Source organism: Kribbella solani (assembly GCF_014205295.1).
In the GTDB taxonomy this organism is placed as follows: domain Bacteria; phylum Actinomycetota; class Actinomycetes; order Propionibacteriales; family Kribbellaceae; genus Kribbella; species Kribbella solani.
Map to the genome: position 1 here is coordinate 5,450,083 of NZ_JACHNF010000001.1, position 22,883 is coordinate 5,472,965.

The 22,883-nt window shown below is 66.5% G+C and carries 30 protein-coding genes and 2 tRNA genes; 8 read left to right on the top strand and 24 right to left on the bottom strand.

All coding sequences use genetic code 11. From position 1 onward, the window contains the following. Positions 1-30 precede the first annotated feature (30 nt). A complete protein-coding gene (locus tag HDA44_RS24990; protein ID WP_184838393.1) occupies positions 31-1,299 on the bottom strand; it encodes an FAD-binding oxidoreductase in 1,269 nt (422 codons plus the stop codon). An 85-nt stretch (positions 1,300-1,384) separates the two neighbouring features. Between HDA44_RS24990 and HDA44_RS24995 the strand changes: the two genes are divergently transcribed. Beyond that, positions 1,385-2,128 (top strand): phosphotransferase family protein, encoded by a 744-nt coding sequence (locus tag HDA44_RS24995; RefSeq protein WP_184838395.1) that lies wholly within the window; start codon positions 1,385-1,387, stop codon positions 2,126-2,128. Here HDA44_RS24995 and sigJ read toward each other — a convergent pair. Then, on the bottom strand, positions 2,109-2,999 hold the full coding sequence (gene sigJ, locus HDA44_RS25000) for an RNA polymerase sigma factor SigJ (protein ID WP_184838397.1): 891 nt from the start codon (positions 2,997-2,999) through the stop codon (positions 2,109-2,111). The two genes, HDA44_RS24995 and sigJ, sit on opposite strands and share 20 nt — an antisense overlap. Before the next feature lie 249 nt (positions 3,000-3,248). Here sigJ and trpD point away from each other — a divergent pair, with 249 nt between their 5' ends. Genes trpD through HDA44_RS25015 form a run of 3 tightly spaced genes read left to right on the top strand, consistent with a single transcriptional unit; the run spans position 3,249 to position 6,038 of the window. Beyond that, on the top strand, positions 3,249-4,289 hold the full coding sequence (gene trpD / locus HDA44_RS25005; protein WP_184838399.1) for an anthranilate phosphoribosyltransferase: 1,041 nt from the start codon (positions 3,249-3,251) through the stop codon (positions 4,287-4,289). Further along, on the top strand, positions 4,289-5,212 hold the full coding sequence (locus tag HDA44_RS25010) for a sigma-70 family RNA polymerase sigma factor (protein ID WP_184838401.1): 924 nt from the start codon (positions 4,289-4,291) through the stop codon (positions 5,210-5,212). Before trpD ends, HDA44_RS25010 begins: the two co-directional genes overlap by 1 nt. Positions 5,213-5,267: 55 nt before the next feature. Continuing rightward, positions 5,268-6,038, top strand: a complete 771-nt coding sequence (locus HDA44_RS25015; protein ID WP_184838402.1) for a YybH family protein — start codon at positions 5,268-5,270, stop codon at positions 6,036-6,038. Here the strand turns inward: HDA44_RS25015 and HDA44_RS25020 are convergent. Next, positions 6,023-6,292, bottom strand: coding sequence for an alpha/beta fold hydrolase (locus HDA44_RS25020; RefSeq protein ID WP_337906827.1), 270 nt, complete (start codon positions 6,290-6,292; stop codon positions 6,023-6,025). The two genes, HDA44_RS25015 and HDA44_RS25020, sit on opposite strands and share 16 nt — an antisense overlap. A 21-nt stretch (positions 6,293-6,313) precedes the next feature. Then, positions 6,314-7,321 (bottom strand): acyltransferase domain-containing protein, encoded by a 1,008-nt coding sequence (locus HDA44_RS25025; protein WP_184838406.1) that lies wholly within the window; start codon positions 7,319-7,321, stop codon positions 6,314-6,316. 118 nt (positions 7,322-7,439) lie between these two features. On the opposite strand from HDA44_RS25025, the gene HDA44_RS25030 reads away from it, so the two are divergent. Then, on the top strand, positions 7,440-8,177 hold the full coding sequence (locus HDA44_RS25030) for a DinB family protein (protein WP_184838408.1): 738 nt from the start codon (positions 7,440-7,442) through the stop codon (positions 8,175-8,177). A 47-nt stretch (positions 8,178-8,224) separates the two neighbouring features. Here HDA44_RS25030 and HDA44_RS25035 read toward each other — a convergent pair whose 3' ends face one another. Further along, positions 8,225-8,578 carry a YciI family protein gene (locus HDA44_RS25035; RefSeq protein ID WP_184838410.1) on the bottom strand — a complete coding sequence of 118 codons (354 nt, stop codon included), beginning with the start codon at positions 8,576-8,578 and terminating at the stop codon, positions 8,225-8,227. A gap of 79 nt (positions 8,579-8,657) precedes the next feature. Next, positions 8,658-9,233, bottom strand: coding sequence for a dihydrofolate reductase family protein (locus HDA44_RS25040; protein ID WP_184838412.1), 576 nt, complete (start codon positions 9,231-9,233; stop codon positions 8,658-8,660). 123 nt (positions 9,234-9,356) lie between these two features. Between HDA44_RS25040 and HDA44_RS25045 the strand changes: the two genes are divergently transcribed. Further along, a complete protein-coding gene (locus tag HDA44_RS25045; protein WP_184838415.1) occupies positions 9,357-10,217 on the top strand; it encodes a LysR family transcriptional regulator in 861 nt (286 codons plus the stop codon). 9 nt (positions 10,218-10,226) lie between these two features. Here HDA44_RS25045 and HDA44_RS25050 read toward each other — a convergent pair. From HDA44_RS25050 to HDA44_RS25130, 17 genes are all read right to left on the bottom strand, one after another. Continuing rightward, positions 10,227-10,311, bottom strand: a tRNA-Ser gene (locus tag HDA44_RS25050). Positions 10,312-10,444: 133 nt separating this feature from the next. Further along, positions 10,445-11,818 carry a tyrosine-type recombinase/integrase gene (locus tag HDA44_RS25055; protein ID WP_184838417.1) on the bottom strand — a complete coding sequence of 458 codons (1,374 nt, stop codon included), beginning with the start codon at positions 11,816-11,818 and terminating at the stop codon, positions 10,445-10,447. Further along, positions 11,818-12,024 (bottom strand): helix-turn-helix transcriptional regulator, encoded by a 207-nt coding sequence (locus HDA44_RS25060; protein WP_184838419.1) that lies wholly within the window; start codon positions 12,022-12,024, stop codon positions 11,818-11,820. Before HDA44_RS25060 ends, HDA44_RS25055 begins: the two co-directional genes overlap by 1 nt. Positions 12,025-12,110: 86 nt before the next feature. Further along, positions 12,111-13,205, bottom strand: a complete 1,095-nt coding sequence (locus tag HDA44_RS25065; protein ID WP_202887551.1) for an AAA family ATPase — start codon at positions 13,203-13,205, stop codon at positions 12,111-12,113. Continuing rightward, entirely contained in the window at positions 13,202-14,080 is an 879-nt protein-coding gene (locus tag HDA44_RS25070; protein ID WP_184838421.1) for a bifunctional DNA primase/polymerase, read from the bottom strand. Before HDA44_RS25070 ends, HDA44_RS25065 begins: the two co-directional genes overlap by 4 nt. Positions 14,081-14,118: 38 nt before the next feature. Further along, a complete protein-coding gene (locus HDA44_RS25075; RefSeq protein WP_184838423.1) occupies positions 14,119-14,541 on the bottom strand; it encodes an RRQRL motif-containing zinc-binding protein in 423 nt (140 codons plus the stop codon). Then, a complete protein-coding gene (locus HDA44_RS25080; protein WP_202887552.1) occupies positions 14,541-14,831 on the bottom strand; it encodes a hypothetical protein in 291 nt (96 codons plus the stop codon). The genes HDA44_RS25075 and HDA44_RS25080 overlap by 1 nt, the downstream gene beginning before the upstream one ends. 26 nt (positions 14,832-14,857) lie before the next feature. After that, on the bottom strand, positions 14,858-15,028 hold the full coding sequence (locus tag HDA44_RS25085) for a hypothetical protein (RefSeq protein ID WP_184838425.1): 171 nt from the start codon (positions 15,026-15,028) through the stop codon (positions 14,858-14,860). A gap of 265 nt (positions 15,029-15,293) precedes the next feature. Next, the gene (locus tag HDA44_RS25090) at positions 15,294-17,582 is read right to left on the bottom strand and encodes an ATP-binding protein (protein WP_238352543.1); all 2,289 of its coding nucleotides are present in this window, start codon (positions 17,580-17,582) and stop codon (positions 15,294-15,296) included. Positions 17,583-17,601: 19 nt separating this feature from the next. Continuing rightward, on the bottom strand, positions 17,602-18,645 hold the full coding sequence (locus HDA44_RS25095; RefSeq protein ID WP_184838427.1) for a hypothetical protein: 1,044 nt from the start codon (positions 18,643-18,645) through the stop codon (positions 17,602-17,604). Further along, on the bottom strand, positions 18,642-18,857 hold the full coding sequence (locus HDA44_RS25100) for a hypothetical protein (protein WP_184838429.1): 216 nt from the start codon (positions 18,855-18,857) through the stop codon (positions 18,642-18,644). Before HDA44_RS25100 ends, HDA44_RS25095 begins: the two co-directional genes overlap by 4 nt. After that, entirely contained in the window at positions 18,854-19,087 is a 234-nt protein-coding gene (locus HDA44_RS25105) for a hypothetical protein (RefSeq protein WP_184838431.1), read from the bottom strand. Before HDA44_RS25105 ends, HDA44_RS25100 begins: the two co-directional genes overlap by 4 nt. Continuing rightward, positions 19,084-19,362 carry a hypothetical protein gene (locus HDA44_RS25110; protein ID WP_184838434.1) on the bottom strand — a complete coding sequence of 93 codons (279 nt, stop codon included), beginning with the start codon at positions 19,360-19,362 and terminating at the stop codon, positions 19,084-19,086. Before HDA44_RS25110 ends, HDA44_RS25105 begins: the two co-directional genes overlap by 4 nt. After that, positions 19,362-19,841, bottom strand: coding sequence for a DUF3307 domain-containing protein (locus HDA44_RS25115; protein ID WP_184838436.1), 480 nt, complete (start codon positions 19,839-19,841; stop codon positions 19,362-19,364). Before HDA44_RS25115 ends, HDA44_RS25110 begins: the two co-directional genes overlap by 1 nt. Beyond that, positions 19,838-20,086, bottom strand: coding sequence for a DUF6284 family protein (locus tag HDA44_RS25120; RefSeq protein ID WP_184838439.1), 249 nt, complete (start codon positions 20,084-20,086; stop codon positions 19,838-19,840). Before HDA44_RS25120 ends, HDA44_RS25115 begins: the two co-directional genes overlap by 4 nt. A gap of 98 nt (positions 20,087-20,184) precedes the next feature. Then, positions 20,185-20,364: a hypothetical protein gene (locus HDA44_RS25125; RefSeq protein WP_184838039.1), complete on the bottom strand. Its 180-nt coding sequence runs from the start codon at positions 20,362-20,364 to the stop codon at positions 20,185-20,187. Between the two features lie 41 nt (positions 20,365-20,405). Then, positions 20,406-20,606: a hypothetical protein gene (locus HDA44_RS25130; RefSeq protein ID WP_184838042.1), complete on the bottom strand. Its 201-nt coding sequence runs from the start codon at positions 20,604-20,606 to the stop codon at positions 20,406-20,408. 175 nt (positions 20,607-20,781) lie between these two features. Here HDA44_RS25130 and HDA44_RS25135 point away from each other — a divergent pair, with 175 nt between their 5' ends. Together HDA44_RS25135 and HDA44_RS25140 are read left to right on the top strand one after the other, a co-directional pair. Next, a complete protein-coding gene (locus tag HDA44_RS25135) occupies positions 20,782-21,636 on the top strand; it encodes a GntR family transcriptional regulator (RefSeq protein ID WP_184838441.1) in 855 nt (284 codons plus the stop codon). Then, entirely contained in the window at positions 21,633-22,310 is a 678-nt protein-coding gene (locus HDA44_RS25140; RefSeq protein ID WP_184838443.1) for an HAD family hydrolase, read from the top strand. The genes HDA44_RS25135 and HDA44_RS25140 overlap by 4 nt, the downstream gene beginning before the upstream one ends. Before the next feature lie 355 nt (positions 22,311-22,665). Here HDA44_RS25140 and HDA44_RS25145 read toward each other — a convergent pair. After that, positions 22,666-22,754 (bottom strand) — tRNA-Ser (locus HDA44_RS25145). Positions 22,755-22,883 lie beyond the last annotated feature (129 nt).

Below are 22,883 nucleotides of genomic sequence, written 5' to 3' on the forward strand. Positions count from 1 at the left end.
CCCACCCTCCTGGGGGACCGGATCGTTTCGTCAGGGGCGGATGTTGGCGTTCAGGTGGAAGAAGTTCGACGGGTCGTACGCCCGCTTCACCGCACGCAGCCGGTCCAGATCGGCGGCCGCGTACGAACTGCCGGCGCGGCTCGGGTCGCCGAGGAAGTTCACGAACGTCCGGCCCGAGTTCGGCAGCTCGCTGACTTCGCGGTCGATGATCAGTGAGTACGCCGCGGCGCGATGCCCTACCGGGCCCGCACCCGGTCCGGGGTGAGCCATCGCGCCACCCCAGTGCCTGAGCTCGACCATCGCGTCCTCGAGTTCGGTGACGATGTCGATCACCTCGTCGGTCAGCGTGTCCAGGAAATCCAGGTGCCGCGCGGGCGTACCACCCATCGCCGCGTCGGCATACTCGATCGTCCGAAGATCGCCGGCCAGTCGCGGGCCGGCCACCTCGAAGAGCGGTTTGAGCAGGTGTTCCGCGACCTCGGCGGCGCCCGCGTACATGACCTTGATCGCGACGGCGCGCTGCTCCGTACCGGGGACCCGGGTCAGGACGACGGCCGTACTTAGTTCATTGGGGATCGTGGCGGTCCACTCGCGGTACCGGCGCAGGATCGCGGCGGCGCGGTCGATGCCGTAGTACACGATGCCCGCGTGTACCTCGCGTACTGGGTACAGGCGGAACTCCAGCGACGTGACGATGCCGAAGTTGCCCGTACCGCCGCGGATCGCCCAGAACAGGTCCGGGTGCTGTTCGGCGCTCGCCGTGACCAGATGGCCGTCGGCAGTGACTACTTCGGCACGAATCACGCTGTCGGCCGCGAACCCGTACTTGCGGGCCAGCCAGCCGACTCCACCGCCCAGCGTGTACCCGGTGACGCCGACGTCGCGGTGTGAACCGGACAGCGGTGCCAGACCGAACTGGCGTGCTGCATCGAGCACTGCGCCCCAGCGGGCACCTGGTGCGACTTTGGCGATCCGTCGCTCCGGGTCGATCAGTACCGTCGCCATCGGCGTGGTCTTCAGCAAGATCCCGCCATCGGCCGGTACGCGGGTGCCGTGCCCTGTTGCTTGAACAGCCAGCGGCACACCGAGGTCACGGGCGGTGCGTACTGCTGCCTGTACGTCGGAGCGGCTGTACGCCTCCGCGACCACCAGCGGCCGCGAATCCACGGACGGGATGACGGAGCGGCGCTGCTCGTCGTACTCCGGTTCGCCGGGCAGCCGTACTGCCCCGTTGAACCCAGCGCCCAACAGGCCGGCCACCAGGTCCGTACCACCTACTGCAATAGCCTGCGTAGACATCCGTTTCCCACTCCCTCGCGTAGCTGCTTCTACATGTACGTCGAAGAGAGACCCCGGTTATTGACACCCCCGCCAAACTTTCCCAATGACCCACTCGGTAGAGCGAACCGGCACCACCGTGACCAAGCGCTACACCAGCTGGCCCCGCAACGAACCAGCCCGAGAACTGGCCGCCCTGACTCTCCTCACCAGATCAGCCCCGGACCTAGTACCCGAACCCCTGTCGTCATCCGAGGACCCCACACCATGGCTGACCATGACCCACGTCCCAGGCGTCCCACTGAGCGGTTCACTTACTTCCACTCAACTCAATGCGCTAGGTGACGCTCTCAACACGCTCTGGTCGATCCCGCCCACAGGTCTCACGCCAATCGACCTACCCGCACTGATCCACCGCACCCACGCCGGACTGACCGCCCTGGCCGACCACCCCACCCCAGTCGGCCAGGCAGCCCGCACCTGGCTCCAGCACGAGTTCCCCGACCTAACCGCCGTACACACCCCGGTAGTCGCCCACGGCGACCCCAACCTCACCAACTACCTGTGGGACGGCTCCCAAGTCCGCATCATCGACTTCGAGGACGCCGGGCTGGGTGATCGCACTGTTGAGCTGGCGAATCTGGTTGAGCACCTGTCGGGGCGGGCGACGGACTGGCAGCCGCTGGTACGGCGGTTCGCTGTGGAGCCGGAGCGGTTCCGGGCGGCGCGTTGTCTGTGGGCCGGCTTCTGGCTGACCCTGATCGGACCGGGCGGCCCTAGTTCGGACCGCAACCCGCCAGGTACCGCGGAGGCGCAAGCAGCTCGGGTGATCAGGCTGGTAGCGGGATGAGCTCCAGACGGTCCACGTCGGCCAGGATGTCGATCTGCGTGATCCGGCCGTCGGCGCAGGTAACCGCCATGACGCCCATCAAGCGACCGTTGACGACAGTGATCACACCCGGAGTCCCGTTGACCAGCGCAACCTGGTTGTACGACACCATCCGGCTGAACAGCAGCGCCTGCTCGACAACAGCCTTCGCACCACGTACCAGCTTCGACACGGCCGGACCAGCGAACTCCGCCGTCGCCACACCGGCATCCGCCCGCAGCAGTACCTCCGGATCGAGCAGCTCCAGCAGCGCATCGAAGTCACCACCACGCGACGCGGCCAGGAACGCCTCGACCACCGCGCGCTGACGGTTCAGATCCCCATCGCTCGCCGGCGCACCCTGTACCCGCCGCCGAGCCCGACTGGCCAGCTGACGCGTCGCGGCAGGCGACTTGTCCACAATCGTGGCGATCTCGTCGAACCCGACTCCGAACATGTCATGCAGTACGAAGGCCAGCCGCTCCGCCGGCGACAACGTCTCCAGTACGACGAGCAGCGCCAGCCCGATCGCGTCCGCCTGCAGAGCCTCGCCCTCCGGCCCCAACTCGCCGTCCAGCCGCCCAACGATCGGGTCCGGTACGTAAGTGTCCAGTGAATCCTCGCGCCGCGACTTGCGACTGCGCAGCATGTCCAAACACACCCGCGAGACCACTGTGGTGAGCCATCCAGCCAGATTGCCCACGTCACTCACGTCAGTTCGACTCAGCCGCAGCCACGCCTCTTGTACGGCGTCCTCAGCCTCCGCCAGCGACCCCAGCATCCGGTACGCGACCGCGCGCAGATGCCCGCGATTCTGCTCGAACTGTCGCGCTAGCTGCTCGTGGTCGTCCACTGGTGCCCTTCCCCTGTCCCAGAAGCTGTCCGTGTCCTCAGTGCTCTGACGGACCGCTCCACCATGATGTGACAAGCCCGGACCGGCCATCCGCGCTGGGGGTAGGATCACCTTGTGATTCAGCGCGCTGGTATGTGGTGGGCCGTCGACCAGACGGCCTGAACCCGCGCGTACCCACCCGGCCGTCTCCTGCGAGACGGCCGTTGTCATGTCTGCTCGTGGGCGACCCAGCACCCCCGAGGACAATCGATGGCAACAACGCTCCGGACCTGGTCCGGCCTGATCTCCGCACTCCTGACCGGCGCCGACCTGTCGGTGGCGGACACCGGCTGGGCGATGGACCAGTTGGTGCTCGGTGAGGCGTCCCCGGCGCAGATCTCCGGGTTTCTGATCGCCCTCCGGGCCAAGGGTGAGACCCCCGACGAGCTGTACGGCCTCGCCACGGCACTGCGGTCGCACGCGACACCCGTGCGGATTCGCAGACCGTTCGTGGACATAGTCGGGACCGGCGGCGACCGGACCGGTGCAGCGAACATCTCCACCATGGCTGCCGTGGTGGCAGCCGCTGCGGGTGCCACCGTGGTCAAGCACGGCGGCCGAGCCGCGTCCTCGTCAGCCGCAGGCTCCGGTGACCTGGTCGATCACCTGGGCATTCCACTCGACCTGTCTGCAGCAGAAGCCGCACAGCTGGCTGAGGAGGTCGGACTGACGTACCTGTTCGCTCCACGCTTCAACCCGGCGCTGCGACACGTTGCGGTCGTACGCCGCGAGCTGGCCGTGCCAACGGCCTTCAACGTGCTCGCACCGCTGCTCAATCCGGCCGAACCGCAGCACCAGCTCGTCGGCGTCGCCAACCCACAGATGCTGCCGGTACTGGCCGGTGCACTCGCAAAACAAGGTACTTCGGCACTGGTTGCCCGCGGCGACGATGGACTCGACAAGCTGACGACTACTACGTACTCACGGCTGTGGGTTGTGCACGCGGGGTCGGCGTCGGAGATGGTGTTCGACCCGCGTTCGCTGGGGTTGCGCCCGGCATCACTGGCTGAGCTGCGGGGTGGCGACGCGGCGTACAACGCTCGGCTGTTGCGCGGACTGGTCGACGGAGTGCGCGGTCCAGTACGCGACGTCGTACTGCTGAACGCTGCGGCCGCGCTGACCGCCTTGTCGTTGGAGAACGGGCTGGACCAGCTGGCGGAGTGTTTTGCACGCTGTCAGGACGCTGTGGACAGTGGCGAAGCCGCGAAGGTACTGGATCGCTGGGCCAGTCACTCGCTAGCGTTTCGGTGATGCACGAGCTCCTGGATGCCGCGCGAGCGGGTGACGAACATGCCTTCGGACAGTTGGTAGATCCGTGGCGTGGTGAGCTGCATGCGCACTGCTACCGGATGCTCGGCTCGGACGCCGATGCGGAGGACGCCGTTCAGGAGACGCTCGTACGCGCGTGGAGTGGGCTGAGCAGGTACGAGGACCGTGGTTCGATCCGCCCGTGGCTATACAAGATCGCCACGAACCGCTGCCTCACCCTGCTCGAGCGGCGCGGTCGGCGTGGTACGGAGGCGCTGGAGCCGTACCCGGAGAGTAGGTTGAGCTGGACGACCACACTGACTCCTGAGGCACAGCTACTGGCACTGGAGTCAGTAGAGCTCGCTTTCGTCGCGTCGCTACAGCACCTGTCCGCACTGCAACGTGCGGTGCTGCTCCTGCGCGATGTCCTGGCCTTCAGTGCACAAGAGGTGGCTGGACTGCTGGAGACAACCGTTGCCGCAGTTAACAGCGCACTCCAGCGTGCCCGCTCTGTGGTGAGCAGAGTGCCTAGTCAGCAAGCCAGCCTGCGTGCGCTGGGCGAGGCGGGCGAGCGGGACCTGGTACGGCGGTACATGGCCGCGTGGGAAGCGCGTGACGTGGACGCGATCGTGGCGATGCTGGCGGCGGACGCGAAGTACTCGATGCCGCCGTTGCCGGACTGGTTCGTGGGCCGGCCGGCGATCCGTACGTTCCTGCTCGACGGACCGCTCCGCAGCGAGTGGCGGTTCTTACCGGCGCAAGCGAACGGTCAGGTCGCGTTCGGAACCTACCTGTTGGAGGGCGACCGCTACGTACCCGGCGGTCTCGATGTGGTTGTGCTGCGCGGCACGGAGATCATCGAGGTCGTGTCGTATCTGGAGGCTGATTTCGAGCTGTTCGGGCTGCCGTCCGAGCTGCCGCGATGAGTTTGCGAACTGTCCCGGGTTGTAGGGGGTGAAGCGTTACTTCCCGAGGAGAGACATGACTGACGAGCAGCAGATCCGTACCCTGATCGAGAGCTGGGCCGCCGCAGTACACGCAGGCGAGCTGACGACCGTACTGGCTGATCATTCGCCTGACCTGGTGATGTTCGACGTGCCACCACCGTACGACGGCGTGCGGGGGATGGACGCGTACGCCGAAACCTGGCCCGGGTTCTTCGAGTGGCAGAAGTCGGGCGCATCGTTCGAGCTGGTGTCACTGGACGTCACAGCGGGAGCGGAGGTGGCGTTCGCCTTCGCGCTGTTGCGCTGTGGGACGCCGGACGAGTTCGAGGTGAAGCCGGACGTGCGTCTGCGGCTCACCATCGGCCTCAAGAAGCTCAACGGACGCTGGACCATCACCCATGAGCACCACTCGTTCCCGCATGACGACCAGCCCACTCCGGTGGTGGCGGCCGAGATCGGCTCAGTGCTGGATCGCTGGGGCACCGATACCGCGGCCGGCGATCTGGATGCACTGATGGAGCCGATCGCCGACGAGGTCGTCTCGTACGAGATCGATGGCAACTACACGGGCAAAACAGCAGTCCGGGAGGTTTGCGCTGCTGGTCTGGCGTCCAGCCCAAACTCGATCAGCTTCCGCGTCCCCGACCCGACCGTCGTCTCAGCCGGCAACTTGGCCGTCGCGTGGTCCATCGACCACGTCACTGCCGACGGCACCGAAACCACCTCCCGCGCTACACGCGTCTTCCGGCAGTCCGGGAGCACCTGGCAGCTGATCCACCAGCATCTGTCCTATCCGGCATCGTAGTCACCGGCAAGGCGGACTATCGCGTCGATCACCAGCTGCGGTTCACGGAGGTTGGTCAGCTGGACGACGGGGACCTGTACCTCCGGCAGCCGGTCGTAGACCGCTGGGTCTTCCTGGAGGTACGGGTCGTCGTCCAGCTCCGTCTCGGCCGTGCCCGGCACGTTCGAGCGGAGTAGAACGAGGCCATGGACCTGTCCCGGGTGCCCGAGTGTGTACTCGAGCGCCGTGCCGCCTCCCATCGACCAACCGACCAGGAGGACGCGCTGAACGGATCGTCATCTCCATTTCTTCAGCATGCCTGTTCGGTGGTACCAGTGCCGTCCAGCACGCAGGTGCGCTACGAAGGCTCGCTGCAACGTGGTGTCCTGAGGAATCCGAGCGAGTCCCTCCTCAGTCAGCGCATCCGCAGGCACTGGTAGCTGCAGACCGAGGCGCAGCAGGTCGCGGTCACCGTCAGACGGGTCCGCCACCGGCAGCTGCGGTAGTAGATCGAAGCGCTGCTGGAAGCGGATGATGTTGGAGTCAGGACGCAGGTACTCGGCCAGCTGCGGGTCCAGCAGCCAGGAGTGGCAGACAAACCCGGACAGCGGCTCCTCCGGGAACCAGTGGCCGAACGACTCGACCGCAGCGGCAACAGACTGTTCCGACGCGTGTACGTCAAGGGCGCCGCTCGGTGGGATGTGCATCGACAACACATGGCCCGACACACCATCGCCCAGCCCCAGCTGAGTACGCGTGTATCCGTGACGCCCGATCTCGTACTCAGCACCCCGGAATCGCAGCGGCGCGGTCCACATCGTCGACAGTCCGGTTCCAGCCGGCCCAAAGGTCCGTCTGTGCGTGGCCAGCTGTTGACCCAGCGCAGCGACCGTGACCACGGTGATCGACTCCGGTACACCGCGCTGTGCGTGTAGTTCGAGCAACCGCGGCAGATTGGCCAGCAGCGCCCACGCACCGGCGAACAGCCCGACAGCTGACGCATCCGGTGAAACTGCAGGCCACGACGTGAACCCGGACGGCGGAAGTGCCTGACCCAGGTCCCGCGTGACCTCTGCGGACAGTGCGGAGGTGATCGTCCACCAGTCCGGGTCACTGTCCGGGTCGGGGCGCGCCGCGAGCATCTCCTCACGGTCGGCTGCCTGCACACCGCAGTACGCCAGGAGCTCCTCGGCGTTGTCCGGCAGCCGCAGCTCGTCCTCCACCTGCTGGAGCCTGCTCCGTTCCCACTCCGGGAATCCCAACCGCTCAGCCGCGCCCACCACATCCGCCCTCAGTACAGCCACCCTCAGCTCCTTCCGCCGCGTTCAGTCGACCCCATCACGGGCCGCCGCTCGCGCGCACGCCGTTTGTGTCGGACGTCACCCGTAGGCTCGATCCGATCTCGACAACTAGGAGTGCGTGATGGCGAAGTTCGGTCGGTCCGACGATCTGAAGGGCGCGGAGTTCTTCGAGGTGAACCTGCACGGCGCACGGTTCCTCGAGTGCGATCTGTCCGGCGTGGTGATGCGCGGCATCGACATCCAGGCAGGCGACATCGACTCACCCTGGCTGGGCGAGGTCGGGGCCAGTCTGAAGATCAACGGCATCGAGGTGGCGCCGTACGTCGACGCCGAGCTCAACCGGCTGTTCCCCGGCCGGGCGGACCGGTTCGCGCCGGATCCGGACGGGTTGCGTACGGCCTGGGCCGCGATCGAACGGACCTGGTCAGCGCTGGCCGACCGGGTCGCCGGCATGCCGGAGGGAACGGTCGACGCGTCGGTAGGCGGCGAGTGGTCGTTCGCGCAGACGCAGCGGCACCTGGTGCACGCCACCGACATCTGGCTGGGCCGTGCGGTTCTCCAGCTCGAGCAGCCGTTGCACCGGTTCGGGCTGCCGCACGACAGCACCAGCCTGGACAAGTCCAGCTTCGCCGCGGAGCCCCCGACGTACGCCGAGGTGCTTGAGGCCCGCGCGGACCGGGTCGGCATGGTGCGCGACTACCTCGCGGCCGTCACCCCAGAGCTGCTCGACGAACCTCGGACGGACCCGTGGTCCCCAGCGAACGCCGTGACGGTCCGCTCCTGCCTGCACGTGATCCTCGGTGAGGAGTGGGAGCACCACCGCTTCATCACCCGCGACCTCGACACGCTGGCGGGCTGAGTGCGGCCTGCCGCGGAGCCCTCGAACGCGCCCCGCGGCCCAGGCGGTCACATCTCAGGGTCGTCCATGAACCTGCGCACGTCCTGCGCGCACCGGCAGGCAACCGCCACCTTCTCGGCCCACTTCAGCGCTTCTTCCCGCGTCGGCACGTCGACGATGGTCACACCGCCGATCAGCTCCTTGCTCTCCGGGTACGGCCCGTCCGTCACCATCCCGTCGACAGCCACCACGGCCGGCTGGACGTCCCCGTCGTCGTAACTGAACCCGCCCCCGAAGACGAAGACACCGGCGTCCATGGCCTCCTGAATCACCGCGTGCGCCGCCCGTCCCACCTCCGGGATCTCCGCCTCGGAGATGTGGTCCATCGCGCCTCGGTCGAACGAAATCATGTACCGCGCCATCACGCCGCTCCTAGTCCCGGCAGCCGCCGTCAGCCGCCACTCACCCCTGCAACGAACGGCAGAACCCGATTCCGACAGGTCAAGCCGGACGTACTGGACGGTAGCGGACATTGATCTCTACCGAGGGGTCATCGCCGTTGAGCAATTCGAGCCGGACCGGGGACCCACCGGGGTTGTCGAACAGGCGGACCCCGTCACCGAGCAGCACCGGAACGATGTGCAGGTCGATCTCGTCGATCAGCCCGCGCTCGAGCAGCTGCCGGCCGATCGAGGCGGACAGGATCTCAAGGTTCTTGCCGCCGGCCGCCGCTAGCCCGATCCGGACCGCCTCGGCCACATCGCAGTTGAGGAACGTGGTGTCCGGGGTCGGCGGGGCGTCCTCCGGGTGATGGGTGAGGATGAACACCTGCCCTTCCCAGGCGCCGCCGTACGTGGTGCCGGCGTCCGGGTAGGCATCGAAGCCGTCGCGGCCACCGAGTACGGCGCCGGTCGTCTCGACGTACTCCTGGATCAGGTCGGGCCGGGAGGCGGTCACACCCGCCAGCCAGCCCATTTCGTGGTTCGGACCGGCGACGAACCCGTCCAGCGACATCGAGAAGTGCCAGAGCACCTTCCCGGCGGCAGTCTGTGGTTCGGTATCCGGAAGCGAGGCCATCAATACTCCAGGTGTTCCTTGTCGGTGCCGTGAGGGCGCTGTCACAACGATCCTGGCTGGCCGACGACCGCGGATCAACGAGCGAATCCGCGCGATTGACAAGCGGGACTGAATAATGCCGGTATGGAGCGACAGGACATCGAGGTGTTCCTCGCGCTGGCCGAGGAGCTTCACTTCGCCCGCACCGCCGAGCGACTCCGGTTGACACCGGCCGCGGTCAGCCAGTCGCTCAAGCGTGTGGAGCGCCGGCTCGGTGCCCCGCTGTTCACCAGAACCACCCGGCGGGTGGACCTGACGCCATTGGGCAGTCAGTTCCTCGCAGACTTGGCGCCCGCGTACGGGCAGGTCCAGGCCGCGATCGCGCGTGCCGTTGCCGCTGGTCATGGACTGATCGGGGACTTGCGGCTGGGCTACATGTCAGCCGCTGTGACCGGCCCCCTGCTCGCACTGGTCGACAGCTTCCGCGCCCAGACCCCCGACGTCTCGGTCAGCATCCAGGAGACCACCCTCGCCGACCTGTACGGACCACTGCGCCGGGCTGAGGTCGACCTGTGCGTACTCCCACTGCCCGTCGCCGAACCAGATCTCACCACCGGACCCACACTGCTGTCCGAGGCGGCAGCACTGGCTGTTCCGACTGGACACCGGCTCGCCCAGCTGGACTCGATCACGGCCGCCGACCTGGGCGATGAGCCGTTCCTGTTCGCCCAGAACCTTCCCCGCTACTGGATCGACCATCACCTACCGGCACCTGCCGAGTCCGTACGAACCACCAGCCTGGCCGGCTTCCAGGAAGTCCTGGCGTACGTGGTCTCCGGCCAAGGGGTAGCCGTGGTCGGCGCCCAAACCGACCGCCTGTACCCCCGCCCCGGCCTAACCTGCGTCCCCCTCGGGGACACCGCACCGTTCGACTACGCCCTCACTTGGCGAACCGAAACCATTCCACCGCTCGCCAAGGCCTTCTTGACCCACGCCAGCACCTGATCTGAGCGGAGGGCGTGGGATTCGAACCCACGATGACGGTCACCCGCCATACCGGTTTTCAAGACCGAGGCCTGTCGCAAGCCCGAATGTGGCTCTGACCTGCATGGGAGCATCTTCCCGGGTCCGCGCCGGCGGGCACTTTGACACAGATTTGCCGTAGGGGCCTAGGAACGCCGAACCCGCCCGCTGCTACCAAGGCAGTGGGCGGGTTCGGGACGGAGCATGCGTCACCCTCTAAGGATCACCTCTATTCGGTCCAGCGCCTGCTCCTCCATCCCGTCCAGACACTTCGCGTAGATCCGCATCAGCACCTCCAGGGACTGACCAGCCCACTCGGAGACCCGCTGTGGGTCCACCCCGCTCGCCAGCCACGTTGATACCGCCGCATGCCGGAGATCGTAGGGACGCTTCGCGAGGTTCGAGGCCAGCGCGAACTTCTCACCAAATACGAGGATGCGCGCCCGACGCCACACATCTTGGTAGGTCTTCCCGGGGACAGCACCACCGCTCCCCCCTCGGAACAGCCGGCCGAACTCGTCGACGCCGAACTCGGCCAGATGCCAATGAAACAAGGCGGTTTGCTTCGACGGACAGGGCGCCCAGCGACCAGTGCCTTTCTCCCGGTGCTTCAACTGCCGCCGATCGCGCGAGTCACCGCTGTCCGTCCATGCGCTACCTGCGAACGGGTTCGACTCAGTTAGGTACAGCTTGCCCCGGCCTTCTTCTGGAATGTGGAGATTCGGCTCGCACAGGTCCACTGCCTCTCCCGGACGCAGCGCGGAGTAGTACATGCTCCCGAAGAAGGTCTTCAGCATCGGCCCAGCACCTGGCAGTCTCCCAACCGCCTCGATCAACTCTTCGGCTTGCTCCGGATTCGGCACAGTCGCTGGGTCAACTACGTCGGACGTATGCGTGGGCCGCGCCGCCTTCTTGACCGTCGTCATCGGATTCTTCACGAGATAGCCCTGTTCGATTGCGTACTCACACAGGTTCCACAGCACCGCGCGTCGGCGGCCCGTGTAGGTGTGCGATGCTGCCGTGCCGTCGAGCTTGTTGCCCACCGCATCCATTGCCGTTCGGATTGTGTCTTTCCGTGCGAGATCAGCCAAGGGCTTGCTGCTACGCGCGGCCCACTTCAGCAGCTCCTTCACATCATCCGGAGCAGCGTCCCGGTGAGCCGTATTGAAGGCCCATTTGTGCAGTGCGCTCCGTAGCGCCTTTGCCTCCGCGCCGGCCTTACTCCCCTTGAGCATCACCGGCGTCACGGCGACGAGCGCGTCAGCAATACTGCGCCTGCTGTTGGCAGCCGCTTTCGGCCACTTCATGTCTACGTACTCACACGCGAATTCGTAGAAGGTCATCTTGATGATTGCTGCGCGAGCCTCAGAGATCGGCCGCCCAGTGTCCACGTAGAACGCCTCACCGCGCCCGACCGCCGCGTAGAGCTTGTTCTGCTCGCCCTTGGCCAGAGTGATGTTCGTGAAGGAAAGGCCGTGTACCTCACCGGCAACCGACCACCGAACCCGGTAGGTCTCCTTTCCGTTGACACGCTTGTAGATCTGGAACTTGTCGAAGATCCGCACATCGAAAGTGGTCTCCATCAGGCTGCCTCCTCCCGGCTGTCAAGCCATCGCTCAAGCTCGATTCGGCGTACCCGGATCTCCCCGTTGGGGAGCTTGATGCAGCGGGGTCCGATCCGCTTCACCCGCCACTCGTAGAAGGTGGAGCGAGATACGCCCAGGTCGGCGCACACTTCAGCAACCGTCAGTCGCTCACGGCTGCTGATGGCAGTAGTCGCGGTGCTCATTGGGGAGGGATCTCCTTCGGTCCAACGGGTGGTGTGGGACATCTGGGACAGTTCGGCCATGCGGGTGTCCCAGGTGTTTGTGCAGGTCAGAGGTGGGTCTGGGACTCTGGGACACCTGGGACAGCGCTGGTGTCGGGTGGGTAGTAGCGGCCTCCGTCGCGGCGGTGTAGTTGGCCGTCGTCGGCCATTCGTCCGCAGGTTCTGCGGATGGTTTCGCGGTCGTGTCCGAGCGCGTCGGAAATGGCCTTGGGCGTGGCCCCAGGCGACTGTCGGAGGTACGTAAGGATCGCGGCGCGGGTGCTGTGCAAGGTGTGGTCGATCGCCGCGCCGGCCAGCAGCTCCCACGTGCCGGTGCTGGCGTCGAACCGCATGGCGCGTTCGGCTTCGTCCACGTCGCGGCCAGTGATGTGGAGTACGCCGTCTGCTTCGCCGCGTGGTCGTTTGAGCGCCATGATGGTGTCGGCGGCGCCGACGATTCCGTTGGTGCCGGACAGTTCGGCGGTGAAGTCGTCGGCGGCCATCTTGCGCAGGTGGTGCACGAGCACGACCGCGATCCCGTAGTTGTCCGCGATGCTCTTGGCGCGGCCCATTGCGAGGTAGTCGGCGTCGTACGGCGACATGCCGGACGGAGTCTCACCGCGCACCTTGGCGAACACGTCGATCACGACCAGGCGCCCGTTCGGCCGGGTGTCGAGCCATCCACGGATGGCGTCGGCGCCGCCGTCGGGCAGGGTCGGGAACTCGGTCAGCAGCGTCAGCCCGGCCGGTGCCGGGGTGTCGCCCAGGATCTTGCCCATACGGCTTTGCAGCCGTCGCGGGGTGTCTTCCAACGCGAGGTAGAGCACGTCGCCGGGATCAACGGCCACCTCGCCGAGCACCTTGCCTCCGGCGGCGATCCCGAGCGCGAGACAGAGCGCCAGCCACGACTTGCCTGCCTTGGGTGCCCCGGCCAGTAGCGACAACCCTTCGGGGATGAGACCGGGCACAGCCCAGCGTGGCGGCGGGAACTCTTCGGCCATCAGTCGGTCGGCGGTCCAGGCGTTCGCGAACGGATCGGCCTTTACCGGCCGGGCCGGTTCGGGATCGGCTCGTTCTTCGAGTGGCGGTAGCCAGTCGGGGTAGATCACCTCAGCCATCCGGTAGGTCTCGTCCGGATCGGGCTCCCACGCGGGCTCGATCATGCCGCCACCTGACGCGGGCGCTTCGCCCCAGCCCGCAGCCCGGACGAGATCGTCTTGTCGGCTTCCCACGCCGTGTAGGCGCCGGCCGCAACCTGTGCCGCTGCTGCGTCGGTGAGGACGGTTCGCACCTCCGTTTCGGTGAGGGAGCCACCGGCAACGAGCTGACCCAATGCGATGGCGGCGGTGTAGAGAATGTGGTTGCGCTGACCTTCGACAGCGGTCATGACCCGCTGGGTCTCGGCGCGGATCGCGGCCGCGAGGTACCCGGATCGGCGGGCGATGGGCAGGTGCACCGGCAACTCCTGCTGCAGGGGCTGAGGCGCGGGCGTGAGCGCCTCCAGGAGCCACTGGGGAAGCTGCAGGGCTTGTGCATCGTGGACGGTGGTGTAGAGGCCTCCAGCGACCGACGAGCCTGCACCGACGACGTACCCGCCGTGTGCCCGGGTGTCGACAAGCCATCCCAACCGGCCTTGGGTGTTGCGCAGCATGGTCCCAACCGGTGCGGTGAAGTACAGATGTTCGCCCGCTTGGCCGGTACAGACGGTGTGAGTGGTCAGCGGGTAGAGCTGTCCGGCCTTGTCTGCAAGGGATGCGAGTACATCCGCACCGCACGTGATGCCCGGTAGCCGCCATGCCTCAGGTGCTTCCTGCCCCGGCTTGGCCCTGTCCAGGTCAAGCACCACCAGGCCGGACGGGCCGCAGGCGATGCCGACGCCGTAGGGACGGGTCGACCAGCACCGTTCAATCCTGCCCGTGTTCGTGGTGGCGCGCTTCTCCCAGTCCTTCACTGCGGGGTGCTTGCTGCCAGGTTGCAGCGGGAACACGTGCCAGCCACGCTCGCTCGCCGCAAGCGCGGCCGCCAGTGGGACGTTCATCGGAGATCTCCTGTCTGGGTGCAGGCGTTTCGCGGGGGTCAGGCAGCAGCGGAGTAGCTGGCGACGGCCATGCAGTCGTTGCAGCGGCCGTCTGAGGTGGGGATGCAGTAGCCCTGTTCGGTGCGGCACTGTCCGCAGGTCCGGCGCGCCGCCATCGCCTTGTCCAGTGCGTTCAGCACGGCGGGAGTCGGTGTGCGCGACGGTCGGGCAAGGTCAAGCCGGTACAGCCAGGCCCACCGCTTCCCGTTCCGCCAGACGAGTAGCGCGTACGGCTCCTGCCCGCCCGGCGACATGCGCATCGCGCGGAGCTGCCGGCGGGTGGCCAGTCCTGCGGGCGCCCACCGGAACCGGAACACCGGCGTGCCGTGGTAGTCCCAACCGAGTGCTTGCCGGCCGTTCCAGAGTTCGATCCAGCAGGATTTGGCGGGGTGCACGCTGAGGCCTTGCAGCGTGGCGGGCATCAGTGGTCGCCTTTGCGGAGGAGGCGTCGGCCGAGTCGTTCGCGTCGGCCGGTGCCTTGGCAGCGGGGGCAGTTGCGGAAGGTCTTGCCGCCCGGGGAGCGGGACTTGCCCGTGCCCTCGCAGCGGGGGCAGTTCGCGTACGGCCAGAACCGGCAGGTCCACAGGTAGGCGGCCAGGATCAGGACTCCGAGCGCGAGTCCCGCGAGAGTCAGTCCGATGGTGGTCAGGGGACCGCTGGGCAGGTTCGGCAGCGTGAGGGTGGGGATCGGGGACGGAAACGGGCTGGTCATCTGCGCGGCTCCTTCGGGTACGGCGGTCACCAGATGCGGTTGCGGCTGGCGGGCTTGGCCTTGCCCGGCTTGCCGGTCTTGTTGGGCTTGAGGCGGGGGTTGGCTTCGGGGTGTTTGATGCACAGGTGGCAGTGCGGGCGGGCGTGGTTGGCCGCGCGGAAGCTGCAGCACGGGCACATCGGGAGTTCCTTACTCACGACGGTTCTCCTCCGAATAGATCACTGTGTGTAGCTGAGCGAGGGTGTGACGGGTCGAGGCAGTGACCATGGGTCGGGCTGCCTGAGGTAGTGAGGTGGGGTGGTTAGCTGCCGGTGATCGGGTTAGGTTCCTAACTCGGTCCGTCCCGCGGGGCTAATGTGGTCATGACCTGGGGAAAGTTAGCGAGTGAGCCGAGTTAACCGGGGGCCGGAAACCGCCTGGTCGGCGCCTGATTCGGGTGTTTCCAGCCCTCGGGTGGTCGGGCTAACTCGCCAGCTCTCCGGCGTGTCCGCTGCCGTCAGAGTCGGCGAGGTCGGCGGTGATGCCTTGGTCTCGCCGTACGATCGCGTCACGGATAGTGACTGGGTCGAGGGGGTAGCGGTTCCCGGTCGACGGGACCTTGATGCTGTGCTCGCGTTCCAGCAGCTCCCGCAGTGCCTTGCCGGTCAGGCTCTTGTACGGCGTCCAGGTTGGGGCGTGCTCGCGCAGCAGCGCCGGGACGTCCGCGATCGGCCGGACCTCGTCACCCAGGACCTGATCGAGATCGGTCAGCAGGTCCCGTGTCTCGATCTCGACCGGCCGCGAGTCGGGGATCGTCTTGCCGAGTTTGGCGATGGCGTCCAGGGACCGCTTGATGAGCGGGGTGACTTGGTCGTGGCCTTTGGCGACGTCGAGGTAGTACCACTGCAGCATCTCCGACCGTTCGCCGGTGAAGCCCTTGACCAGCGCGGTGCCCTTGTCGGTGCCGGGGATCAGCTCGGTCGCGCGGTGGCCGGCCGCGTAGGCACCTTGGCCGAGTAGCGCGTCGTTGGCGACGTGGTCCCCGACAGCGAACGCGATCCCGTTCGAACAGTTCCGGGTCACGTCACGCGGCATCGAGTCCTTCGTCGGCGCCTGGGTCGAGACGACCATGTGGATACCGCGTTTGCGGCCGAGTTTCACGATGTCGACCAGGAGCTGGGAGATCTCTTTGCCGTAGGTGTCGTGCTGGGTGGCGACGTGTGCTTCTTCCAGCAGACAGATCAGCGGGTGCATCCCGACCCCGGCAGAGGCGAGTTCACGAGTGACCGCCGGGACCTCGTACTTGAGGAGCAGTTCACCGCGTGCCTGGACCTCTTCATGAACGCTCACGAGCTGGTCACGGATCGCTTTCATGGAATCGTCATCCGCACCCATCACATAGCTGGAGCAGCGCGGCTTGAACACCTCGAAATCGAAGTTCATATCCGGCACCCAGATCCGCAACTCCGCCGTCGGGTCCAGGGCACACCCGGCCATGATCGCCCGCGCCGCGCTCGACTTGCCCTGACCCGGCATCCCGCCCGTGATCGTGTTCCGCTCCATCACCGGCGCCAGCAGCGCGTCACCCCTGAGGGTCTTGCCGGCAGGGACGCCCTTGAACACGTCCACCAGCCCACCAGCGATTAGCGGGTACTCACCCGCGCCCTCAGCCAAGGCGCCCTTGTCCGCGATCCACACATCCAAGATCCCGGCCTCCGCGCCCGTGCTCGGCCACACCTCCTTCGCCGCCCGATGCAGACCAGTCGCCAGGTCGCCACGACGCCGCGCGATCTTCTCGGCCGTGACACCGGCAGGCAGCCTCACCACCGCGTGCGTACCGCGCCCGTCGACGCGGGCCGGGGTGATGAACTGGAGCTTCAGCCCGGCTTTCAGGTACTGCGTGATCGCCGGGATACGCAGCGCCTCCAGGGCCTTCGCGATCGTGGTTTCATCAATCGCTGCGTCCCACTCCGCGTCGGCGGTGGTGACCAGCCACGCGGGCGGTTCCGCGCGGCGCTTGCCTTCGCGCCAGGCGGCCAGGACGATCAGGAACGGGGCCGCGATCGACACCCCGGACCAGACCAGGGCACCGGCCGCGATCAGGAACCCGATCAGCGCGAAGAACCCCAGCCACACACCGGTGAACGAGCCGTGCCCGGTCATCTTGGTGAGGATCGCGATCAGCAGCACCAGGAACGGCACCCCCACCATCATGGCGACGGTCACCTTCAACACACCCCAGGCGAGCTTGGGAAGGTCCATCAGCCGCTTGTGGCGGCGTTCAGTCGCGGACTCCTTCCGGTCCGTCCACTCCTTCAACTCCTCCCGGTCGCCGACCGCTTCGGCGGCCTTGATCTGGCGCCGGTAGACACCCTGCGTGGACGCATCCCACGCCCGCTTCGCCCAGGACTCCAGGCCCTGCACAACCGTGAACCCCTCCCGCAACACCACCTTCCCGGCAGTCTTGGTCCGGTCGTGCGTCGCGACCGTCCTCGACGCCCGCGCCACCACCTGACTGGTGCTCACCGCACGCCGCACCAGCGCGCCCCGGTTCGCCAGACGTGCATCCAACGCGGCCGACTCCTCATCGGACAGGATCTCGCCCTCGATCACCTCAGCGTCAACCACATCGCCGGTGGCATCGACCCGTACGGCCGACTCGTGAACGATGCCCTCAGCAACATCCTGCACCGACTCGTGCACGGCGTCCTGCGAGCGGTCGCTGCCTTCGTTGTCGGGGTGAAGCTTGTGCACGTTATCCATGCCGTCCATGCAGTCTCGCTCCTCTCGGTCAGGCCGCCACGCGGGCGGTCTCGCCCGGTGCGTCCGTGTGGATAGCGGTCTGGTTCACATCGCCGTCGGCACTGTCGTCAGCGCTGTCCTGGGAGTGCTTCTCGCTACCGATCAGCACCAGCCGGACACCGGAGGCCACCTTGGCTGACAGCCCGGTTGAACAGCCCGTGGTACGCCGCACCCACGCAGGCGTGATGTCGTCGGACGACATGCCGGGCTCGACCGCTGCCAGGGCCTCGGCGACGTAGTCCGCCAGCAGTTTCCGGCCCGTCTTAGCGGCCTTGGCGGGCTTCCTGCCCGGCCGGGTGACCTTGGGCTTGGGTTTGGTCGCTGGGGCGCTCTCGATCGCCTCAGCGGGCCTTCCCGCGTTGTCAGTGCTGTCTGCGCTGGCGGTGGTATCGGCGGTGTCGGCCGGCGGGGGCATCTCGACCGTCGCCGCAGCAACCGCGGGAGTGGTGTCGCTCTGAGGTGCCCCCTTCACCGCGACCGCCATCGCTGCCGTGCGTTCGGCGCGGAGCACGGCTTCGGTCAGCCGATCCCGCAGCACCGGCGCGGTCTCGGCCGCGCAGAACACCAGCAGCGGCGGCACCGAGTGCAGCACGATCCCCGCTACGTGCATGTGCGCCCAGGACTGCCAGGTGTTCATCACGTAGGTCGCCGCGAACGCGAACTTCTTCGTCCGTCCGATCCAGTTCGTGTGATCACCGACCTGGTACCGGGCGGTGATCTGCTCCGCCCGCAACACCGCGATCAGGACCAGGGACACCATCGGGTCCAGCAGCCAGGCCGCGACCCATGGCAGTGAGCCGACCGTGGCGCCTTGGGCGGCGAAGGCCTGGACGTTGACCATCGTGAACGCCAGCCCGAGCACGATCCCGACCCACATACACCGGTCCACCTGCGTGCGCACCGACTCCACCCGCAACGCCACCACATCCGGGTGCGTCGACAACGCCCGCACCTGGGATGCCTCGGCGGCTGCGGTGTGGAGACGCTCGACCGCGCCCGGCTTGGTCTGCTTGGTCTGTGACGTGGTGCTCATCGCCGGTCCTCCGTCCCTGGGCCGCTGCCCGTGTCGGTCCACCGCAACGGGCGGGCCGCGTTCAGCCCGGCGACCAGCTCGGCCAGCAGTTCGGGCGGCAGGACCCGCACCACGAACGCCACCAGGTAGCCGCCGGTGAAGTGCGCGGCCTGGTCCACGTGCCGATCGAGCGCGCGGCGCGCGTCCTCACGGAACTCCTTCTCGCTACTCATCGCGCCGCACCTCCGGTGAGCTGGCCGGTGACCCAGTCGCCCGCATGGGGCAACGTGTCGGTGGTGTGCAAGAGGTGATCGCCGTGCCACACGATCCACGCCGTGCCCAGCGCCGTACGCGGCGAAGCGACCTGGACCAGGTCGTAACCCGCGACCTTCCACCACCCGAAGTCGATCCGTACGAGATCGCCCGCTGACTGTTCGCTCGTGACCTGCTGCCGGGCGTTCACAGGAGCCTGCCCGGTTTCCGGTTCTTCTTGACCCAGCCCTCGGCCTTCTTCTGCGAGTCGGTCACCAGCAGCGCCTTGTGCTTCTTGTCGAACACGACGTAGTGGTCCCCGCGACCGTCCTGCACCTTCTGCACACGGTCACCCGACTGGTACCGCGACGTGACCGCGAACGAGCGACGCAGATACTCAAACCGCTTGCTGCTGGGCGGCTTACTCCCGGACTTCGGGGCGGACTTCGGCGCGGGCTTCGGCTCGTCCTTCTTGAACAAACCCATCACGCACCCCCGGACAGCAACACCGTGACCAGCGCCGCCACGAACAGGCACAGGTGGTGGAACGACTGATCCAGCGCATACCCAGCGGTCCCGAGTGACGGGTTGTCGTCATACGGCCGGCCGTCGCGGTCGACGCCGGAGCGGGGGACACCGAGCTTCAGGAAGTCGCCCTTACCCAGCCAGCGCGCGAACCGCTCCAGGTGCACCCGCCGATCGGCCAGGTAGTGCGTCGTGGCCGACAGCACCTGACCGGCCAGGAAGCCGAGCCAGGACAGGTGCAGGTCGAGGACCTGCCAGACCAGCAGGCCGAGCAGGGCGGTGGTCGCGGTGTAGGTGGCGACGTGCCGCAGGCACGCCAGCCGACCCGCCCAGCCGGGCTTGCCCTTGCACAGGGCCTGCGTGTGGGTCTGAATCCAGTGATCGCCCACCGTGTGAGCAGCCAGCAGAGCCGCCAGGTAGGCAGCGAACGCGGCGGTCATGCGACAACCTCCGTTCCCTGGTTGCGGTTGGCCAGCTCCCGACTGATCTTCTGAACGCGCTGCTCCGCGCGGCGCACCCGCCGCCGCGCCAGCTCCAGCGACTCCGGACCCGCCGAGTCGAGCGCCGTCTCGGCCGCCTGCAGCTCCATATCGGCCTGGATCAGCGGCATCTCCCGATCGATCGCCGCCAGCTCGGCCGCCGTCGGCTCATCGCCAACGACCGGCGAAAGGTGGATGATGGTCATCAGGGTTGTGCTCCTTCTACGCAATGGAAATGTGTGCGACCCCGGACGCCTCGGCGGGTGCAACCGCCGGGGCGTCACTCATGTGCGGCGATTCGTCGTCAGCGACGCCACCACGACACCTTCTGTGCGGCCTTGCTCGCAGCGCCGTTGAGCTTCAAGTACGTCGGGTCATCAGCGGACTCACAGCGGTGCGAGTGCAGCGCCTTCAGCGCCTTCTTGTACTCCGCAACCGCCTTCTGCTGCTGGGCCTTGCTCGCCTGACGGTCCTTACTCGCCATGACTACCTCCGGTGGGTTCGAACGCTTGTACACACAGGGATTCAGAGCCAGCCGCTACGCTTCTTGGCCACCTTCTTCGCCTGCTTCGCGGCCTCCTTCTTCACGGCCTTCTTCAGCGCCTTCTCAGCAGCGTTGATCGCCGCCCACTTCGCCTGAGTCGCCCTGATGCACTGCATCCACTCCGCCTCGGAGACGTACTCAGCCTTGCCATTGCGGTACACAAGCTTCTTTCCGTTGCTCACGATGTGCTCGCTCTCGTTTGTGGCGTTGGTTGTCCATCGAAACACGATCTGGCTAGTCGGACTAGGCTGGCTAGCCAGATCCTGATGAGCAGGAATCTACATAGGCTGGCTAGCCAGGTCAAGCCCTTGGGCAAGATCTCCCTAGCCTGCCTAGTCAGCTAGTAGACTTGGGGGCATGGAGCAGCAGCTAGATCCGTCTGACCCGCGACCGCCGTTCAAGCAGGTCGCCAATGCGCTACGCGCGGCGATCCTCACGAAGAAGGTGAAGGCGGGGGAGAAGCTCCCGTCTCAGAACGAGCTGGCGACGCAATACGGCGTCGCCCGAATGACCATTCAGCAGGCGCTGCGGATCTTGCGTGACGAGGGCCTGATCGTCTCTCGTGTTGGCAGCGGCGTTTATGTGCGCGAGCAGGCCGATCAGACAGTTGGATTGCGACCGCGCGTTGAGAAGGCGTTCGAGCGCGACGCCGTACGGATCGACTTTGCCGGACTCACCGGTGAAACTCTCCTCGGGGCGCTTGAGGAACCGATTGATCGTATTCGTCGTGGTCGCCTAACCCCGCAATCGATAAGTATCAGGATTCTCCTGCCAGATTTCGACAAGCCAATCGCTGTGCCATCCCGTGCCGGGGCTGACCCCGGAGACGACCCCGTAGTGAGAGAGCGGGAGGCAGGGATTGCGCACCGATCGGCGGGGGAGATCACTCAAGCTGTTCGCGAACTCGGAGAGCTGGGGCTTGTTCCGAAAGTGGAGGTGGAAGCGCGTGTAGTCGCGGGTATCCCGATGATGTTCAAGCTTTACGCGCTCAACGACGAAGAGATCTTCTTCGGCTTCTATCCGGTGGTAGAACGCAATGTTGAAATTGACGGAAATTCCGTCCCGATATTCGATGCTGTCGGCAAGGACACTGTCCTTTTTCGGCACTCGACAGGTGACAACGACCAGGCGACGGGGGCACAGTACGTCGACCAGGCGCGGCGATGGTTCGACAGCCTTTGGAACACGTTGGGGCAGGTTCGCGAACTGTGACTATCGATCCACTCGGACAGCTATTCGCCTCGGCTGAGGCCGTCCTCTTCGACTTCGACGGACCGATTTGTTCTGTATTCGATGGCTACCCCGCCCAGCGCATCACTGTCGAGCTTCGGCAGTTGGCCGGCGCGGTTCCGGACGATCTGAACGAGGCAATGCAGAAGGCAGCCGGTCCTCATGAGTTGCTGCTGGCGACGGCTGGCGATACACGGCTTGCCACCCAACTTGAGAGGGCTTTGCAGGCCGCTGAGTTGGCTGCGGTTGAATCGGCGCTGCCCACTCCGGGCGCGGTCGCGGCGCTAGCGGCCTGCCGCGACAGCGGGAAGCTGGTAGCGATCGTGAGCAACAACTACGACGAATCCGTCGCACGCTATCTGGCCCGAACCGGCCTTGCGGCGCAGGTGGCGCACATCCAAGGACGCGACCCCTCGGACCCAACGCTGATGAAGCCAAGCCCGCACCTCATCGAGAAGGCTGCGAGAGCGCTCGACGTGCGCACGTCGGCTTGTGTCTTCATTGGCGATCAGACGAGCGACGTAGAGGCGGGTCGCGCGGCCGGCGCGCACACGGTCGGCTACGCCAACAAACCAGGCAAAGCCGACGCCCTAGCCCTTGCAGGGGCCGAAGTTGTAGTGGACACGATGACGGAGCTGGCTGCCGCGATCCGATGACTCGGGTTCACGAGGGCAGTGCCGGAACTGTCCCAGGTGTCCCACTGTCTCAGAGTGCCCTCTGACCTGCACAAACGCCTGGGACAGCCCACGTTGGCCGTGTCCCAGGTGTCCCACCGAGATTCGGCTGCCGCCAACCAGCCCCCTCATGTTCCAGCGTGAGAGCGGCTGAAACATGGGGGCAGGGTGATCGCCAGATGGTCTCAAAGTGGGTCCAGGCTTTTGACATGGATTTGGCGCAGACAGCCGAAAATGACCCCGCCTGGCTGGCCGTGGCCGGACACAGCCGGACACCCCGGAAAGCTGCCCTCGCCGCTGTTTTCGCAGGTCAGGCAGTACTTCCGGCTGTTCTGAGCGGAGGGCGTGGGATTCGAACCCACGATGACGGTCACCCGCCATACCGGTTTTCAAGACCAGCGCACTCGGCCACTATGCGAGCCCTCCCGGCGGTTACCGCCGAGGGTCGAGAATAGCGCAGGGCTGTCGGGTGGAAGTGAGGTGCGGGGGCGGGGGACCGGCTGTATGGTCTCCGCAGTGGCGGACGGGCCGCCGCGGGTACGGACGGAGGTGGTA

What these genes read in the sequence shown, in the direction of transcription:
- HDA44_RS24990 (WP_184838393.1), bottom strand. Translation starts at nt 1,299, where the DNA reads ATGTCTACGCAGGCTATTGCAGTAGGTGGTACGGACCTGGTGGCCGGC.
- HDA44_RS24995 (WP_184838395.1), top strand. Translation starts at nt 1,385, where the DNA reads ATGACCCACTCGGTAGAGCGAACCGGCACCACCGTGACCAAGCGCTAC.
- trpD (WP_184838399.1), top strand. Translation starts at nt 3,249, where the DNA reads ATGGCAACAACGCTCCGGACCTGGTCCGGCCTGATCTCCGCACTCCTG.
- HDA44_RS25010 (WP_184838401.1), top strand. Translation starts at nt 4,289, where the DNA reads ATGCACGAGCTCCTGGATGCCGCGCGAGCGGGTGACGAACATGCCTTC.
- HDA44_RS25015 (WP_184838402.1), top strand. Translation starts at nt 5,268, where the DNA reads ATGACTGACGAGCAGCAGATCCGTACCCTGATCGAGAGCTGGGCCGCC.
- HDA44_RS25030 (WP_184838408.1), top strand. Translation starts at nt 7,440, where the DNA reads ATGGCGAAGTTCGGTCGGTCCGACGATCTGAAGGGCGCGGAGTTCTTC.
- HDA44_RS25035 (WP_184838410.1), bottom strand. Translation starts at nt 8,578, where the DNA reads ATGGCGCGGTACATGATTTCGTTCGACCGAGGCGCGATGGACCACATC.
- HDA44_RS25040 (WP_184838412.1), bottom strand. Translation starts at nt 9,233, where the DNA reads ATGGCCTCGCTTCCGGATACCGAACCACAGACTGCCGCCGGGAAGGTG.
- HDA44_RS25045 (WP_184838415.1), top strand. Translation starts at nt 9,357, where the DNA reads ATGGAGCGACAGGACATCGAGGTGTTCCTCGCGCTGGCCGAGGAGCTT.
- HDA44_RS25055 (WP_184838417.1), bottom strand. Translation starts at nt 11,818, where the DNA reads ATGGAGACCACTTTCGATGTGCGGATCTTCGACAAGTTCCAGATCTAC.
- HDA44_RS25060 (WP_184838419.1), bottom strand. Translation starts at nt 12,024, where the DNA reads ATGAGCACCGCGACTACTGCCATCAGCAGCCGTGAGCGACTGACGGTT.
- HDA44_RS25065 (WP_202887551.1), bottom strand. Translation starts at nt 13,205, where the DNA reads ATGATCGAGCCCGCGTGGGAGCCCGATCCGGACGAGACCTACCGGATG.
- HDA44_RS25070 (WP_184838421.1), bottom strand. Translation starts at nt 14,080, where the DNA reads ATGAACGTCCCACTGGCGGCCGCGCTTGCGGCGAGCGAGCGTGGCTGG.
- HDA44_RS25075 (WP_184838423.1), bottom strand. Translation starts at nt 14,541, where the DNA reads ATGCCCGCCACGCTGCAAGGCCTCAGCGTGCACCCCGCCAAATCCTGC.
- HDA44_RS25080 (WP_202887552.1), bottom strand. Translation starts at nt 14,831, where the DNA reads ATGACCAGCCCGTTTCCGTCCCCGATCCCCACCCTCACGCTGCCGAAC.
- HDA44_RS25090 (WP_238352543.1), bottom strand. Translation starts at nt 17,582, where the DNA reads ATGGACGGCATGGATAACGTGCACAAGCTTCACCCCGACAACGAAGGC.
- HDA44_RS25095 (WP_184838427.1), bottom strand. Translation starts at nt 18,645, where the DNA reads ATGAGCACCACGTCACAGACCAAGCAGACCAAGCCGGGCGCGGTCGAG.
- HDA44_RS25100 (WP_184838429.1), bottom strand. Translation starts at nt 18,857, where the DNA reads ATGAGTAGCGAGAAGGAGTTCCGTGAGGACGCGCGCCGCGCGCTCGAT.
- HDA44_RS25110 (WP_184838434.1), bottom strand. Translation starts at nt 19,362, where the DNA reads ATGGGTTTGTTCAAGAAGGACGAGCCGAAGCCCGCGCCGAAGTCCGCC.
- HDA44_RS25115 (WP_184838436.1), bottom strand. Translation starts at nt 19,841, where the DNA reads ATGACCGCCGCGTTCGCTGCCTACCTGGCGGCTCTGCTGGCTGCTCAC.
- HDA44_RS25120 (WP_184838439.1), bottom strand. Translation starts at nt 20,086, where the DNA reads ATGACCATCATCCACCTTTCGCCGGTCGTTGGCGATGAGCCGACGGCG.
- HDA44_RS25125 (WP_184838039.1), bottom strand. Translation starts at nt 20,364, where the DNA reads ATGGCGAGTAAGGACCGTCAGGCGAGCAAGGCCCAGCAGCAGAAGGCG.
- HDA44_RS25135 (WP_184838441.1), top strand. Translation starts at nt 20,782, where the DNA reads ATGGAGCAGCAGCTAGATCCGTCTGACCCGCGACCGCCGTTCAAGCAG.